This window comes from Achromobacter deleyi (genome assembly GCF_016127315.1).
In the GTDB taxonomy this organism is placed as follows: Bacteria; Pseudomonadota; Gammaproteobacteria; order Burkholderiales; family Burkholderiaceae_B; genus Achromobacter; species Achromobacter insuavis_A.
In genome coordinates this window covers 3,107,337-3,121,248 of record NZ_CP065997.1, presented here as the reverse complement: position 1 = coordinate 3,121,248, position 13,912 = coordinate 3,107,337, and the positions used below count along the sequence as shown (strand labels likewise).

Sequence of the window (13,912 nt, the reverse complement as noted above, 5' to 3'; positions counted from 1 at the left end):
TCAGCTCTCCACGCGCGTGCTGCGGGGCAGCGCGCACAGTTGCCGCCCGTGCGTCAGGAACACGTCGACGCCCAGCGGGAAACGTTGATGGTTGAGGCGCCAGTCGCGCCAGAAGCCGTCCGGCAGGCCGGCGGCGCGCAGCGCCTGGCGGCTCTGGATGCCGGGGCCGGTCAGCGTGACTTCGGCGCCGGCGTCCAGCGACGCGACTTCGATCAGCAGCGTGGTGGACAGGTCCGGATAGGCCGGATCGCCGGGATGACACGACGCCAGCGCGGGCACGTTGCCGCCCGCAGGCACCGCCGCGAAACGCGCCAGCGACGCCGACGGCACCATCGGGCAGGCGCAATGGAAACGCAGGAAATCCAGCACGCCGGCATCCAGGCCCTGCGGCAGCCACAGCGGCGTGTCCACGTCCACCAGCGTCAACAGCAGCGCGGTCAGCGCCGGCGACAGGCCGGCCGGCACGCCGCTGGCGGCGGCCACTTCGTACACCCGGCCCGGATGCGCCATGGCGTCGAGCGCGGTGCGGAAGGTGGCCTGCGCGTCGTTCACCGGATCCGCGAAGCCCGGCAGCAATTTGCGGCTGGCGGCCGCGGCGCCAAGAAGTTCTTGATGCATGTCAGTCCTCGCCTCGCACCATCGTGAAGAATTCGACCTTGGTCTGCGCGGCCACGCGCGCCTGACGCTCGATGCGCTCGGCGCGTTCGCGCGCCAGCGGCTGGATCAATTGCGCCTGCACCGTGTCGTGCCAGTCGGGCAGTTGCAGCAGCGCGTCGGCCACCGCGGCCTGCTCGGCATGGCGCAACGACCGGCCCTGCACGTAGGCGATGCCGACCACGCCGCTGTCCAGGCTGACGGCGCAGCGTGTCACCGTCATTTCGCCCAGGTTGAAGCGCGCCCCGGTGCCGCCGCTGCGGGCCCGCACCATGGCCATGCCGGTCTGCGCCGGGCGCAGCATCTGATGCGACGGCACGCCGCCAAGCGCGCCGAACGCGCCTTCCAGCATGGCCGGATCGGCCAGTGCCAACACCCGCATCCAGGCGGCCCGCTGCGCGTGGACTTCGCCCTGCGCTGTTTGTGGATGGTCCATTGTTTCCTCTAAACGTCTAGACGACTGCATGGATTATGATGGCGTTCAAATGGAAGTTCAACAGCCTGGCGTGAATTTTTGATGACAGTTGCGGCAGGGACGCATTGCCTATCCCGCGCCCGCCGCTTGGTGCACAATCACAGCCATTCTTGATGAAGCTGATATGACAGCACGAGCACATCCTATGGTCGAAAGAGGTTCCGGTATCGCCGTGTGGCGACAGATCGGCGAGTCGCTGGCGGACGACATTCGCAACAAGTTGTACATGGCGGGCGAACAATTGCCCTCCGAACCGGAGCTGGCCGCCAAGTTCTCCGTCAACCGCCACACCATCCGGCGCGCCATGGGCGAACTGGAACAGAGCGGGCTGGTGCGCATCGAGCAGGGTCGCGGCACTTTCGTGCAGGAACACGCCATCGACTACGCCATCGGCAAGCGCACGCGCTTTTCCGAGAATCTGCGCAGCCAGGGCATGCTGGGCCACCTCGAGGCGCTGGGCAGCCAGACGCTGCGCGCGGCCGACATCGCCAAGCACCTGGGCCTGGCGCGCAACGCCCCGCTGCTGCGGGTGCAGATGGTGGGCAAGGCCGAGAACCGCCCCATCAGCGCCTCCGAGCACTACTTCGATGAAAAGCGCTTCCCCGACTTCATCGAGCGCATGAACGCGCTGCGCTCGGTGTCCAAGGTCTACGCCCACTACGACATCGGCGACTACACCCGCAAATGGTCGCGCATCACCGCCGCGCTGCCGTCGCCGGAAGTGGCGCGCATCCTCGGCCAGCCCAAGACCCGCCCGATCCTGCAGGTCGAAGCCCTGAACGTCGACCAGGCCGGCGCGCCGTTGCAATACAGCATCACCCGTTTCGTCGGCGACCTGGTCCAGCTCATGGTGGCCGACGACAGTTGAGGCCGGCACATGGCGGCCGCGGGCAGCGGTCGGTGCCGCCATGTGATTGCACTCATCTAGACATCTGGTTGTAATGCAATGCCGCTAACTTTCCCATCATGAACCAAGAAAATGCCCCCTCGCCCCTGGCCGGTGTCACAGGCCAACGTATCCTGACCCCTCGCGGCATCGAACACGCCAGCCTGCGATTCCACGGAGGACTGATCGACGACGCCGGCGGCGCGCCCGCGCGCGGCGCGGCCTGGTTCGACGCCGGCAATCTGCTGGTGCTGCCCGGCATCGTCGACCTGCATGGCGACGCCTTCGAGCGCGCCATCATGCCGCGCCCCAGCGTCACCTTCCCCTACGACGGCGCGCTGTTCGACGTCGACCGCCAGTTGCTGGCCAACGGCATCACCACCGAATTCCACGGCGTCACGCTGTCGTGGGAAGGCGGCCTGCGCGGCGAAGCCTATGCCGAGCGCATGTTCGCCGCCCTCGAACGCATGCGCCACATCATGGGCGCGCGCCACTACGTGCACCTGCGTTTCGAGACCCACCACGTCGGCGGCGTCGAGACCGCCCAGCAGTGGATCCGCGACGGCCGGGTGCGCTTCGTCGCCCTCAACGACCACCTGCCCAGCATGGCGCGCCGCCTGGGCAACGACCGCAAGCTGCTGCAATACGCCGACCGCGCCGAATGCGACCTGGACACCTTCCAGGAGCGCATCCGCCGCGCCATGGGCGCGGCCGATGCGGTGGCCGACGCCATGCGCGAGCTGACCGCCTGCGCGCAAGCGGCCGGCCTGAAGGTCGCCTCGCACGACGACCCCGACGCCGCCACCCGCCGCTACTACCATCAGCTGGGCTGCAGCGTGGCGGAATTCCCCCTGACGCGCGATGCCGCCGGCGTGGCCCGCGACCTGGGCAACTCGGTGGTCTTCGGCGCGCCCAACGTGGTGCGCGGCGGCAGCCACACCAACGCCCCCAGCGCCACCGAGATGGTGCGCGCCGGCCTGTGCGACATCCTCACTTCCGACTATTACTACCCCGCCCCGCTGGCGGCGGCGCTGCGCCTGGTGAACGACGGCGTGCTGCCGCTGGAGCAGGCCTGGAACCTGGTGTCGCTGAACCCGGCCCGCGCCGCCGGCCTGCAGGATCGCGGCGCGCTGGCGCCCGGCCTGATCGCCGACGCCATCGTGGTCGACGACCAGGTGCCCGGCCTGCCGCGCGTCTGCGCCGCCATCGTCGGCGGCGAGCTGCGCTACGCCACCCGCGCCTTCGGCGATGACCGCACCCAGCGCATGGCGGCCTGACCATGCCGTTGGCCCACCGCTACGCGTTGTACCTGGCGCCCACCGGCCCCTGGCGTGAATTCGGCAGCCGCTGGCTGGGCCGTTGCGCCGACACCGGCGCGGCCCTGCCGCCGCTGCCCGGCCAGCCCGAGGCCGCGCGCGACTGGACCGAGGCGCCGCGCCATTACGGCCTGCACGCCACGCTGAAGCCGCCGTTCCGGCTGCGCCCCGGCGCCACGCCGGGCGACGTCGATGCCGCCGCGCGCCAACTCGCCAGCGCCGATGACGCCTTCGGCATCCAGCTCGAGTGCGAACCGCTGCGCGGCTTCCTGGCCTGGCGCATCGTCGCCTCCGACGCCGAGGGCCATGCCCGCATCAACGCCCTGGCCACCTCTGCCGTGCGCGGCCTGGACGACCTGCGCGCCGCGCCCAGCGAAGACGAGCTGGCCCGTCGCCAGGCCCATGCGCTGTCGCTCGAGCAACAGGCCATGCTGGCGCGCTGGGGCTACCCCTATGTGTTCGACACCTTCACCTTCCACATCACCCTGACCGGCAAGCTCGACGGCGCCGCGCTGGAACAGGCGCGGGCCGGCATCGCCGCCTTCGCCGACCCGCTGCGCGGCCAGCCCATGGCGGTGCCCGGCGTGAGCGTCTATGTGCAGCCGCAAGCGGGCGCCGACTTCATCGCGGCGCGCCACTACCACTTCGACGGCGGCCACGCCGACGCGGCGGGCGCGGCGTATCTGGAAGGACCGGCCGCGGCATGAACCCTTCCGCTCCCGCCAGCGGCGCGCGCCTGATCTACCTGATGGGCGCCTCCGGCAGTGGCAAGGACACCCTGCTGCGGCTGCTGCGCGCCGGCCTGCGCGGCGACGAGCCGGTGCTGGTGGCGCACCGCTACATCACGCGCGACAGCGGCGCCACCGAGGACGCGCTGCGCCTGAGCGTCGAGGAATTCGCGCGCCGCGCGGCGCTCGGCTGTTTCGCGCTGCGCTGGGCCAGCCACGGCCTGCATTACGGCATCGGCATCGAGGTCGACACCTGGCTGGACTGCGGCGCGGCCGTCATCATCAACGGTTCGCGCGCGCACCTGGCCGAGGCGCACCGGCGCTATCCGGCGCTGACCGCGGTCGAGATCACGGTCGACCCCGCGCAACTGGCGCAGCGGCTGGCGGCGCGCGGCCGCGAGACGCCCGAACAGATCGCCCTGCGCCTGCAACGCGCCGCGCAGGACTTCCCGGTGCCCGAAGGCTGCCGCCTGCTGCGCGTCGGCAACAACGGCGCGCCGGAAGCCGCCGCCGCCGAATTGCTGGATATCGCCCGCGGCCGCCTGATCGCGTAGCGCGCGCCGCCGTTGCGGCGCGCCTCAATCACGCGGCCGCGCATCCGGCCCGAGATCGGCGCACAGCTCCAGCAGGATGTCGGAAAAGCACTCCTCCGCCGCCAGCGCCTGCTCGCGCCAGCGTCGGATCAGGTTGATCGGCGGCAATTCCCAGCCGAAATCCCACGGCACCATGCCCAGCTTGCCGCGCTGGCACAGCTCGCGCGCGATGTCCTCCGGCACCACCGACACCAAAGCCGGATTGGCGCTCAGCATGCCCTCGATCACATCGGTGGAATAGGCCTCCAGCACCGGCGCCGGCGAACGCAGGCCGGCGCGGATGAAGTGCTCGACGATCAGCTGGCGCGTCGGCGTGTTGACCGCCGGCAGCACCCAGTCCATCTGCGCCACCGCCGCCCAGTCCGGCGCGCGCCGCGCCAGGCGCTGCGCCAGCCGGCTGTGCGCGATCAGCCGCGGCCGCTGGCGGTACAGCACGCGATGAGTCAGGTCGTCCTGCGCCACGGTCGAGGTCGCCCGGCTGATGATGCAATCGAGCTCCTGCCGCCGCAGCATCGGCACCAGGTGGTCGGTGGTGGCGCGGTGCAGCGTCAAGGTCACGCCGTGGCGCTGGTGCAGCCGGCCGATGGCGGCGGTCAGCAGCGCGCTCGACACATACGGCACGACACCGACATGCAGATGCGCCGCGCGGCCGTCATGCAGCGCCTCGACCTCGCGCGCCCACAAGTCCAGGTCGCCCTGCATGCGGCGGGCGCGCACCAGCGCCAGCTCGCCCAGCGCCGTGGGCTGCATGCCGCGGCCGGTGCGCAGGAACAGCGGCGCGCCGAAGATGTCCTCGAGTTCGGCCAGCGCCTTGGTGGCGGCCGGCTGGCTGACGCCGGTGGCGGCCGCCACGCGGGTCAGCGTGCCGTGCTTTGCGATGTTGGCCAGCAGCACCAGGTGGCGGTGGCGCAGGCGGTTGGCGAGTCGGGCGGCATCCCAGGTCACGGCATTTTTCTCATAACTGATTGGTTATTCAATTATGCCAACAATGGGCACATCAGTTATTTCCCGACCCTATACTGCGGCGTATCTCCTTGTCCCTGCCGTCCCGACCGTCCATGTCCGACTTCACCACCCGCCCGGAAATCCGCGGCACCTTCGGCGTCGCCTCGTCCACCCACTGGCTGGCCTCGCAGGTCGCCATGGGCGTGCTGGAACGCGGCGGCAACGCCTTCGACGCCGCGGTGGCCGGCGGCTTCACGCTGCAGATCGTCGAGCCGCACCTGAACGGCCCCGGCGGCGAAGTGCCGATCCTGCTGTGGAGCGAACGCGAAGGCCGCATGCGCGCGCTGTGCGGCCAGGGTCCGGCGCCCGCGCTGGCGACGCCCGCCTACTTCCGTGGATTGGGCGTAGACCTGGTGCCCGGCATCGGGCTGCTGCCCGCCACCGTGCCCGGCGCCTTCGGCGCCTGGCTGACGATGCTGCGCGACTACGGCACCTGGGAACTGGCCGACGTGCTGCGCCCGGCCATCGACTACGCCCGCAACGGTTTTCCGCTGGTGCCGCGCATCTCGCAGGCCATCCTGGCGGTGCAGGCGCTGTTCCGCGACGAGTGGACCAGTTCGGCCGCCGTCTGGCTGCCCGACGGCAAGGTGCCCGCCCCCGGCGCGCTGCTGCGCACGCCGGCCATCGCCGCCACCTACACCCGCATCCTCGACGAAGCGCACGCGGCGGCAAGCGACCGCAATGGCCGCATCGACGCCGCGCTGGCCATCTGGTACCGCGGCTTCGTCGCCGACGAGATCGACGCCTACTACACCCATGAAGCCGTGCGCGACACCACCGGCCAGCGCAATCGCGGCCTGCTGCGCAAGGCCGACCTGGCCGACTGGCGCGCCCGCTATGACGATCCGGTCACGCTGCAATATGGCCGCTACACCGTGGCCAAATGCGGCGTCTGGTCGCAAGGCCCGGTGCACCTGCAACAGCTGGCGCTGCTGCGCCACCTGCAAATGGACGGGCTGGACCCGGCCTCGCCGCAATTCGTGCATCGCATCGCCGAGGCCGCCAAGCTGGCCTTCGCCGACCGCGCCGCCTGGTACGGCGACCCTGATTTCGTCGACGTGCCCCTGGCCGCGCTGCTGAGCGACGACTACGCCCGCGCGCGCGCCGCCTGCATCGGCCCGCGCGCCGCCACCACGCTGCAACCTGGCTCCCCGGCGGGCCGCGCGCCGCGCCTGCCCGACCTGGAGGCCGCCGCCCGCACGCTGGCCGCTTCCGATACCCGCTTCGGCGTCGGCGAGCCGACCTTCGCGGCGCTGCCGCCGGTGGCCGAGTGGGCCGCGCGCGAGATCTTCGTCGGCGACACCTGCCAGATCGACGTCATCGACCGCGACGGCAACATGGTCGCGGCCACGCCGTCCGGCGGCTGGCTGTCATCCAGCCCGGTGATTCCCGCCTTGGGGTTCCCGCTGACCACGCGGCTGCAGATGACCTGGCTGGACGACGGCGTGCCCGGCCAGCTGCAACCCGGCAAGCGGCCCGGCACCACGCTGTCGCCCGGCCTGGCGTTGCGCGACGGCCAGCCCTACATGGCCTTCGGCACGCCCGGCGGCGACCAGCAGGACCAGTGGACCGTGTCCTTCTTCCTGCGCCACGCCATGGGCCTGAACCTGCAGCAAGCGATCGACGCGCCGTCCTGGCACATCGACCATTTCCCGGGCTCGTTCTGGCCGCGCGCGCTGACGCTGAACCGCCTGACCGTCGAAGGCCGCCTGCCCGAAGCCACGCGGCAGGCGCTGCGCGAAGTCGGCCACGACGTGCGCGTCGGCCCCGACTGGTCGGAAGGCCGCATCAGCGCCTGCACCCGCGAGCCCGCGGCCGGCGGCGGCCTGCTGCTGCGCGCCGCCGCCAACCCGCGCGGCATGCAGGGCTACGCGGTCGGCCGATAAACCGATTTTCCATCCAGCCGGCGACCAGACCGGCCTCATCGCAAGGGGTAAACACCATGAAGACCATCCGACGACTGTTGCGCGCCTGCGCCCTGACCGTGGCCTGCGCCGCGCCCGCGCTGGCGCACGCCGCCTGGCCCGAAAAGCCGATCACGCTGATCGTGCCGTGGGCCGCCGGCGGCTCCACCGACATCCTGGCGCGCGTGCTGTCCGAAGGCCTGACGCAATCGCTCGGCCAGCCCGTCATCGTCGAGAACCGTTCGGGCGCCTCGGGCAACATCGGCAGCACCTTCGTGGCGCGCGCCAAGCCCGACGGCTACACGCTGCTGGTCGGCTCGATGAGCACGCACACCATGAACCAGGCGCTCTACGGCAACATGCCGTTCGACGGGGTCAAGGACTTCACCCCCATCGCCGAGCTGGCGCTGGTCACCAACACGATGGTGGTGCATCCCTCGGTGCCGGCCGGCAACGTCAAGGAATTCATCGACTATGTGAAGGCTAACCCCGACAAGGTGGCCTACGCCTCGGCCGGCCAGGGTTCCACCAACCACCTGAGCGCCGCGCTGTTCGAGAAGGCCGCCGGCGTGAAAATGATGCACATCCCCTACCGCGGCGGCGCGCCGGCGGTGCTGGACACGGTGGCCGGCCGCACCCAGGTGCTGTTCAGCGCCGGCACGCAGACCCTGCCGCACGTGCAGACCGGCAAGCTCAAGCTGCTGGCCGTCACCGAGGAACAGCGTTCGCCGCTGCTGCCCGACGTGCCCACCGTGGCCGAAACGCTGCCCGGCTACGAACTGTCGGTCTGGTACGGCGCCTTCGGCCCGGCCGGCATGCCGCCCGAGCTGACGACGCGCCTGAACCAGGAAATCAACAAGATCCTCAAGCGTCCCGACGTCATCAAGAAGATGGGCGACATGGGCGTGCTGCTGCTGGACACCACCCCGGCGCAATTCGGCCAGGTGCTGGCGCGCGATGCCGACAAGTACGGCAAGCTCATCAAGGAACTGGGAATCACCGCCGAATGAGCATCCCGCCCGACACCGTCGAGCGCCTGGCGCAGGCCTATGACGAGGCCTCGGCCCCGGCCGCCTTCGCCGCGCTCGACGCGCTCGCCCACGGCACACTGGGGCACACGCTGTGCACCATCAACCGGCACGACGCCGAACGCATGCGGGTGGTGCGGCTGTACAGCTCGAACCCCGCGGCCTATCCGCCGGGCGGCAGCAAGGACAAGCGCGGCACCGCCTGGGGCCGCCACGTCCTGCTTGAACGCAAGGTCTTCATCGGCGAGGGGGGCGAGGCGATCCGCGAGTTCTTCGACGACCACGACGCCATCCAGGCGCTCGGCCTGCAATCGGTGATCAACGTGCCGGTGGTGTTCGACGGCGCCTGCCTGGGCACCGTCAACTTCCTGATGCCGCGCGCGGCGCTGGCGCCGGCCGACATCGCCGCCGCCCGGCTGGCGGGCCTGCTGGCCCTGCCGGCCTTCCTGGCGCTGACGCCGGCCGGCTGAGCCGTGAGGCGCGTCGCGGCGCGCCCCGGCCTTCAGATCAATGCGCGGCGGATGCGGGCCGACGTCATGTCGATCACGACCACGAAGCCGACGATGATGATCATCACCGCGCAGGTCTCGGCGTAGCGGAAGCTGCGGATGATTTCCCACAGCACGGTGCCGATGCCGCCGGCGCCGACGATGCCCACCACCGAGGCCGACCGCACGTTCGACTCGAAGCGGTACAGCGAATACGAGATCCACAGCGGCAGCACCTGCGGGATCACGCCATAGACGATCTCTTCGAGCGCATTGGCGCCGGTGGCGCGCACGCCTTCCACCGGGCGCGGGTCGATGGCCTCGACCGCCTCGGAGAACAGCTTGGCCAGCACCCCGGTGGTGTGCACCCACAGCGCCAGCACGCCGGCGAAGGGCCCCAGGCCCACCGCCACGATGAACAGCATCGCGAACACCATTTCATTGATGGCGCGGCAGGCGTCCATCAGGCGCCGCATCGGCTGGTAGACCCAGGCCGGCACCATGTTCGACGAGCACAGCAACCCCAGCGGCACCGCCACCACGATCGCCAGGAACGTGCCCCACACCGCGATCTGCACCGTCACCACCATCTCGTCCAGGTACATGCGCCAATCGCGGAAATTGGGCGGGAAGAAATCGGCGGCGAACTGGGCCATGTTGCCCGAGTCCCGCAGCAGGTCCAGCGGCCGCATGTCGGCGCCGCGCCAGGACATCACCAGCAGCGCCAGCACGAAGGCCCATACGAGCAGGACCGGCAGCGACGAGCGCGGGGCGGCGGGGGAACGGGAAGAAGGCACGGCCAGGGTCATGGGAATTCCGGAGTAGAGAAATCGGATGGACGCGCGCCGGCGCTTGACGGGCAAGCCCCGGCGCGGCGCGGCATCGTTACTGCTTGGCGGCGGGCTGGCCCAGGCTGGCCAGCTTGGCGTCCAGGTCGGCCAGCTGCTTCTGCTTCTCGGCCTGGCCGATGGTGGAGTCGGCTTCGATCTTGGCCTTTTCGCGCGCCAGTTCGATCTGGCGGATCGGCACCAGTTGCTGGTTGTCCGAGGCGCGGAAGCCCTGGTAGGTCAGCGCCTTCAGGTTGGCCATTTCGCGCGCGGCGTCCTTGCCCTTGCCGTAGTTGACGAAGAAGTCTCGGATCTTGGCCTTCATGTCGGCCGGCAGGTCGGTGCGCATGACCAGCGGATCGGCCGGGATCAGCGGCGACTTCCACAGGATGCGCACGCTGTCGTTGGCATCCTTGCCGGTGTTCAGGCGATAGCGCTCCAGCGCCTCGGTGTTGTTGACGGCCACGTCGACCTGCTTGTTGATGACCGACAGCAGGTTGGTCTCGTGGTTGCTGACGCGCACGGCCTTGAAGAAGGTCTTGGGCTCGATCTTGTTGGCGGCCCACAGGTAGTAGCCCGGCACCGCGGTGCCCGAGGTCGAGTTGGGATCGCCGGCGCCGTAGGTCAGCTGGCCGCGGCGCTTGAGCACGTCATCCAGGGTCTTGAGGTCGCTGTCCTTGTTGACGATCAGCAGCGACCAGTAGCCCGGGTTGCCGTCCTTGTCGATCACCGAGGCGAACACTTCGCCGCTGGCGCGGTCGACCGCCTCGATGGCGGCCTTGTTGCCGTACCAGGCCATCTGCACCTTGTTGAAGCGCATGCCTTCGATGATGCCGGCGTAGTCGGAAGCGAAGAACGGCTTGACCGGCACGCCGATGGCGCGGCTCAGGTCGTCGATGACGGGCTGCCAGACCGACTTCAGGTTGGTCGACGATTCCGTCGAGATGATGCCGAAGTTCAGCGTCTTGGCGTCTTGCGCATGGACTTGCGTGGACAAGGCGGCAGCGGCGATCAGGGCAACAAAGGTTCTGCGTAGCATGGAAAGCTCCGGGTAGGGAACGGGTAAGGTCAGGCCGCGTAGGCCTGTTGGGAAAGCGGCGCCAGGCCCGGCAGGGGCTGGGCTTGCGGCGCGTATTCGGGAAGCAGCTCGCTCAGTTCCGAGCCGTACAGGTCGCGCAGCATGGCCGGCGTCAGGTCGGCCGAGGGGCCGTCGTAGACCACCTTGCCATGGCGCAATGCCACCACCCGAGGGCAGTAGCGCAGGGCCACGTCGACCTGGTGCAGCGACACCACCACGGCCACCTTGCGGCTGCGGTTGATGTGCGCCAGCGTGTCCATCACGCGGCGCGAGGATTCGGGATCGAGCGAGGCGATCGGCTCGTCGGCCAGGATCACGCGGGCGTTCTGCACCAGCGTACGGGCGATGGCCGCGCGCTGCTGCTGGCCGCCGGACAGCGTCGAGGCACGCTGAAATGCATAGTCGTCTATACCAACCTGGGCAAGAGCGTCGAGGCCCTGGCGGACTTCATCGCGCAGGAACACGCGCGTCAGGCTGCGCCACATCGGCACCCGCGGCAGCAGGCCGGTCAGCACGTTGGTGATCACCGGCAGGCGGCCCACCAGGTTGAACTGCTGGAACACGAAACCGATGCTGGCGCGCGCGCCGCGCACCTTGCGCGACAGGCGGCCATGGCGCTGGATCAGTTGGCCATTGACCGTGACGCTGCCCTGCCCGGCGTCGCCGACCACGAAGCCCGCCAGATGGCGCAGCAGCGTCGACTTGCCCGAGCCCGAGGCGCCCAGCAGCGCCACCATCTCGCCGTCGGCCACGCGCAGGTCGACGTTGTCCAGCGCCCGCGCGCCGGGATGGAAGGACTTGCTGAGCCCCTGTACTTCGATGGCGTATGTCATCGTTGAAACCCCTTGGATTGGTTCATTCGCGCATTCTGTTTTCGCGGCATGACAGCGCGATGACCTGACGATCGAATCATTTGGCTGAAAATAGGGGTCATGGCAACCGACTGAAAGACATCCGTCATATAAGGTCGCGCCATCGTCGCGGGCGACGGGTATATTCGAAGCATCCCCCTTCCGACAGGCGGTCATCATGCTCAACGGTTCCTGCCTCTGCGGCCGCGTTGCCTACCAGATCACCGGTCCGCTCACCGACGCCCTCAACTGCCATTGCGCCATGTGCCGCAAGTCGCACGGCGCCGCGTTCCGCAGCCGAGCCACCGTCCAGGCCAAGGATTTCGCCTGGACCAAGGGGGAAAACCACGTCACCTGGTATTGCTCGTCGCCGGGCAACTACCGCGGCTTCTGCGAAGCCTGCGGCACGCCGCTGCTCAGCCGCTTCGACCAGACGCCCGACATCTACGGCCTGCCGCTGGGCGCGCTGGACGACGACCCCGGTATCAAGCCGGGCGTGCACTGCCATGTCGCCAGCAAGGCGCCCTGGTTCGACATCACCGACGCCCTGCCGCAGTATCCCGAGGCCTACGAGGACGCGGAAACGGCGCTGCCCCACGCCGTTACATAAAAATTCAACCAAGCAGTTGAATTTTGATCGGGAGGACGGCTATATTCAACCCTATGGTTGAATCATTGCTTCCCCCGTCCCTCGATGCCGTCTTTCGCGCGCTGGCCGATCCCACGCGCCGCGACATGCTGCAGCGCCTGGCCGGCGGAGACCGGACCATCGGTGAACTGGCCGCGCCCCTGCGCATGAGTTTCGCCGGCGCCTCCAAGCACGTGCAGGCGCTGGAACGGGCCGGCCTGCTGCGGCGGACCGTCAACGGCCGCAGCCACGTATGCAGCCTGAACCCGGCCCCGATGGCCGAAGCCATGCAATGGCTGCGCTTCTATGAACATTTCTGGTCGGGCCGGCTGGACGCGCTCGAAGCCGCGCTGGCCGCCCATGCGCCCCCGACCGCATCCCCCGGAGAGCCAACATGAGTGATTACGGTGTCGTCACCAGCCCTACCTCCCTTTGCTTCACCCGCGTCCTGCCCGGCAGCGTGGAGCGGGTCTGGGCCTTCCTGACCGAATCCGGCAAGCGCGGGCTGTGGCTGGCGACCGGCGACATGGAGCTGCGCGAAGGCGGCGGCGTCACGCTGCGCTTCGTGCACGCCGACCTGTCGTCCGTGGTCGAGCCCACGCCCGAGCCCTACAAGCCCTATGAGAACGGCGTCACCACGCACGGCGTCATCACCCGCTGCGAGCCGCCCAGGCTGCTGGCGTTCACCTGGGGCGGCTCGCAGGGCCAGCCGTCGGAAGTCACGTTCGAGCTGTCGCCGGAAGGCGACGGCACCCGGCTGGTGCTGACCCACCGCAAACTGGCCTCGCGCGTCGACATGATCGACGTGGCCGGCGGCTGGCACGCGCACCTGGGCGTGCTCGCGGCCCGGCTGGCAGGCCGCGAGCCGGGCCCATTCTGGTCGGCGCTGCTGCGCTGGGAAACGGACTATCAGGCGCGCATCCCGGCGCAATGAGGGACGCCATCCCCGCCCCGCGCCCGGCGGCGCGGGGCGACCGCCACCCGCTTTTCCAGCGGCCGGATCGCGCAGCGCACAGTCGTTCAATAGCAACTATCACGCCGTCAGGGCGGATAAAAACTGGCTAATCATTGCGCTTTGCAGTAACATAAGTCCGTGATTTTTCCGCAAAAACCGGGCTTCGTTCACACCATTGAGTGCCAACCCACGGTGGCAGTCTGAGTACCTACCCGCAGTGTCGGGTCTGGCCGGACTTACGCCCGGCATTCCTGCAACGCTGCAACCGGTTTTCTTGGGTGAAACCTGCCCTTGCCCCGTGGCGCGACCCGCGCCGCCCGGTATCGCAGCAGACACTCCAACCCGCTTCTTCCGGCGACGCGCCACAAACGCCGACCCGCGACCAAGCTGCGCATCACGCGCACACTGCCCTCGCGGCGCGAGTATCCGTCATTTCAGACATCCACTTGGGATGCCGTGGCCCATACCCGCGCTTGCCCGGACGTTTTACGTTCAA

General features: G+C 69.3%; 16 protein-coding genes. 10 read left to right on the top strand and 6 right to left on the bottom strand.

All coding sequences use genetic code 11. From position 1 onward, the window contains the following. On the bottom strand, nt 1–618 hold the full coding sequence (gene phnH / locus I6I07_RS14100) for a phosphonate C-P lyase system protein PhnH (RefSeq protein WP_198487109.1): 618 nt from the start codon (nt 616–618) through the stop codon (nt 1–3). 1 nt (nt 619) lies between these two features. Beyond that, nucleotides 620–1,090 (bottom strand): phosphonate C-P lyase system protein PhnG, encoded by a 471-nt coding sequence (gene phnG / locus I6I07_RS14095; protein WP_198487108.1) that lies wholly within the window; start codon nt 1,088–1,090, stop codon nt 620–622. 184 nt (nt 1,091–1,274) lie between these two features. On the opposite strand from phnG, the gene phnF reads away from it, so the two are divergent. The 4 genes from phnF to phnN all read left to right on the top strand — a co-directional run bounded on the left by phnF (nt 1,275) and on the right by phnN (nt 4,613). Further along, nucleotides 1,275–1,997 carry a phosphonate metabolism transcriptional regulator PhnF gene (phnF, locus tag I6I07_RS14090; protein WP_198487107.1) on the top strand — a complete coding sequence of 241 codons (723 nt, stop codon included), beginning with the start codon at nt 1,275–1,277 and terminating at the stop codon, nt 1,995–1,997. A 98-nt stretch (nt 1,998–2,095) separates the two neighbouring features. Further along, the gene (locus tag I6I07_RS14085) at nt 2,096–3,292 is read left to right on the top strand and encodes an alpha-D-ribose 1-methylphosphonate 5-triphosphate diphosphatase (protein ID WP_198487106.1); all 1,197 of its coding nucleotides are present in this window, start codon (nt 2,096–2,098) and stop codon (nt 3,290–3,292) included. A gap of 2 nt (nt 3,293–3,294) precedes the next feature. Then, entirely contained in the window at nt 3,295–4,038 is a 744-nt protein-coding gene (locus I6I07_RS14080; protein ID WP_198487105.1) for a DUF1045 domain-containing protein, read from the top strand. Then, entirely contained in the window at nt 4,035–4,613 is a 579-nt protein-coding gene (phnN, locus tag I6I07_RS14075) for a phosphonate metabolism protein/1,5-bisphosphokinase (PRPP-forming) PhnN (RefSeq protein ID WP_198487104.1), read from the top strand. The genes I6I07_RS14080 and phnN overlap by 4 nt, the downstream gene beginning before the upstream one ends. A gap of 24 nt (nt 4,614–4,637) precedes the next feature. Here phnN and I6I07_RS14070 read toward each other — a convergent pair whose 3' ends face one another. Then, a complete protein-coding gene (locus I6I07_RS14070) occupies nt 4,638–5,597 on the bottom strand; it encodes a LysR family transcriptional regulator (RefSeq protein ID WP_198487103.1) in 960 nt (319 codons plus the stop codon). A gap of 113 nt (nt 5,598–5,710) precedes the next feature. Between I6I07_RS14070 and I6I07_RS14065 the strand changes: the two genes are divergently transcribed. Genes I6I07_RS14065 through I6I07_RS14055 form a run of 3 tightly spaced genes read left to right on the top strand, consistent with a single transcriptional unit; the run spans nt 5,711 to nt 9,059 of the window. After that, the gene (locus tag I6I07_RS14065) at nt 5,711–7,543 is read left to right on the top strand and encodes a gamma-glutamyltransferase family protein (protein WP_198487102.1); all 1,833 of its coding nucleotides are present in this window, start codon (nt 5,711–5,713) and stop codon (nt 7,541–7,543) included. Nucleotides 7,544–7,599: 56 nt separating this feature from the next. Further along, nucleotides 7,600–8,571 (top strand): Bug family tripartite tricarboxylate transporter substrate binding protein, encoded by a 972-nt coding sequence (locus I6I07_RS14060; protein WP_198487101.1) that lies wholly within the window; start codon nt 7,600–7,602, stop codon nt 8,569–8,571. Then, nucleotides 8,568–9,059: a GAF domain-containing protein gene (locus I6I07_RS14055; protein ID WP_198487100.1), complete on the top strand. Its 492-nt coding sequence runs from the start codon at nt 8,568–8,570 to the stop codon at nt 9,057–9,059. The genes I6I07_RS14060 and I6I07_RS14055 overlap by 4 nt, the downstream gene beginning before the upstream one ends. Before the next feature lie 32 nt (nt 9,060–9,091). Here I6I07_RS14055 and phnE read toward each other — a convergent pair whose 3' ends face one another. The 3 genes from phnE to phnC form a co-directional block, all read right to left on the bottom strand. Then, entirely contained in the window at nt 9,092–9,886 is a 795-nt protein-coding gene (gene phnE / locus I6I07_RS14050; protein WP_198487099.1) for a phosphonate ABC transporter, permease protein PhnE, read from the bottom strand. A gap of 76 nt (nt 9,887–9,962) precedes the next feature. Continuing rightward, entirely contained in the window at nt 9,963–10,943 is a 981-nt protein-coding gene (phnD, locus tag I6I07_RS14045; RefSeq protein ID WP_198487098.1) for a phosphonate ABC transporter substrate-binding protein, read from the bottom strand. 29 nt (nt 10,944–10,972) lie between these two features. Beyond that, the gene (gene phnC, locus I6I07_RS14040) at nt 10,973–11,815 is read right to left on the bottom strand and encodes a phosphonate ABC transporter ATP-binding protein (protein ID WP_054476058.1); all 843 of its coding nucleotides are present in this window, start codon (nt 11,813–11,815) and stop codon (nt 10,973–10,975) included. A 196-nt stretch (nt 11,816–12,011) separates the two neighbouring features. Between phnC and I6I07_RS14035 the strand changes: the two genes are divergently transcribed. The 3 genes from I6I07_RS14035 to I6I07_RS14025 are packed head-to-tail and all read left to right on the top strand — an operon-like array spanning nt 12,012 to nt 13,395. Continuing rightward, entirely contained in the window at nt 12,012–12,443 is a 432-nt protein-coding gene (locus I6I07_RS14035; protein WP_198487097.1) for a GFA family protein, read from the top strand. 53 nt (nt 12,444–12,496) lie between these two features. Next, complete coding sequence (locus I6I07_RS14030) at nt 12,497–12,859, top strand: ArsR/SmtB family transcription factor (RefSeq protein ID WP_198487096.1); 363 nt, start codon at nt 12,497–12,499, stop codon at nt 12,857–12,859. After that, nucleotides 12,856–13,395, top strand: coding sequence for an SRPBCC family protein (locus I6I07_RS14025; RefSeq protein ID WP_198487095.1), 540 nt, complete (start codon nt 12,856–12,858; stop codon nt 13,393–13,395). The genes I6I07_RS14030 and I6I07_RS14025 overlap by 4 nt, the downstream gene beginning before the upstream one ends. The last annotated feature ends 517 nt before the right edge of the window (nt 13,396–13,912 follow it).

Excerpts from the sequence above, each read along its gene's own strand:
- phnH (WP_198487109.1), bottom strand. The coding sequence starts at position 618 with ATGCATCAAGAACTTCTTGGCGCCGCGGCCGCCAGCCGCAAATTGCTG.
- phnG (WP_198487108.1), bottom strand. The coding sequence starts at position 1,090 with ATGGACCATCCACAAACAGCGCAGGGCGAAGTCCACGCGCAGCGGGCC.
- phnF (WP_198487107.1), top strand. The coding sequence starts at position 1,275 with ATGGTCGAAAGAGGTTCCGGTATCGCCGTGTGGCGACAGATCGGCGAG.
- I6I07_RS14085 (WP_198487106.1), top strand. The coding sequence starts at position 2,096 with ATGAACCAAGAAAATGCCCCCTCGCCCCTGGCCGGTGTCACAGGCCAA.
- I6I07_RS14080 (WP_198487105.1), top strand. The coding sequence starts at position 3,295 with ATGCCGTTGGCCCACCGCTACGCGTTGTACCTGGCGCCCACCGGCCCC.
- phnN (WP_198487104.1), top strand. The coding sequence starts at position 4,035 with ATGAACCCTTCCGCTCCCGCCAGCGGCGCGCGCCTGATCTACCTGATG.
- I6I07_RS14065 (WP_198487102.1), top strand. The coding sequence starts at position 5,711 with ATGTCCGACTTCACCACCCGCCCGGAAATCCGCGGCACCTTCGGCGTC.
- I6I07_RS14060 (WP_198487101.1), top strand. The coding sequence starts at position 7,600 with ATGAAGACCATCCGACGACTGTTGCGCGCCTGCGCCCTGACCGTGGCC.
- I6I07_RS14055 (WP_198487100.1), top strand. The coding sequence starts at position 8,568 with ATGAGCATCCCGCCCGACACCGTCGAGCGCCTGGCGCAGGCCTATGAC.
- phnE (WP_198487099.1), bottom strand. The coding sequence starts at position 9,886 with ATGACCCTGGCCGTGCCTTCTTCCCGTTCCCCCGCCGCCCCGCGCTCG.
- phnD (WP_198487098.1), bottom strand. The coding sequence starts at position 10,943 with ATGCTACGCAGAACCTTTGTTGCCCTGATCGCCGCTGCCGCCTTGTCC.
- phnC (WP_054476058.1), bottom strand. The coding sequence starts at position 11,815 with ATGACATACGCCATCGAAGTACAGGGGCTCAGCAAGTCCTTCCATCCC.
- I6I07_RS14035 (WP_198487097.1), top strand. The coding sequence starts at position 12,012 with ATGCTCAACGGTTCCTGCCTCTGCGGCCGCGTTGCCTACCAGATCACC.
- I6I07_RS14030 (WP_198487096.1), top strand. The coding sequence starts at position 12,497 with ATGGTTGAATCATTGCTTCCCCCGTCCCTCGATGCCGTCTTTCGCGCG.
- I6I07_RS14025 (WP_198487095.1), top strand. The coding sequence starts at position 12,856 with ATGAGTGATTACGGTGTCGTCACCAGCCCTACCTCCCTTTGCTTCACC.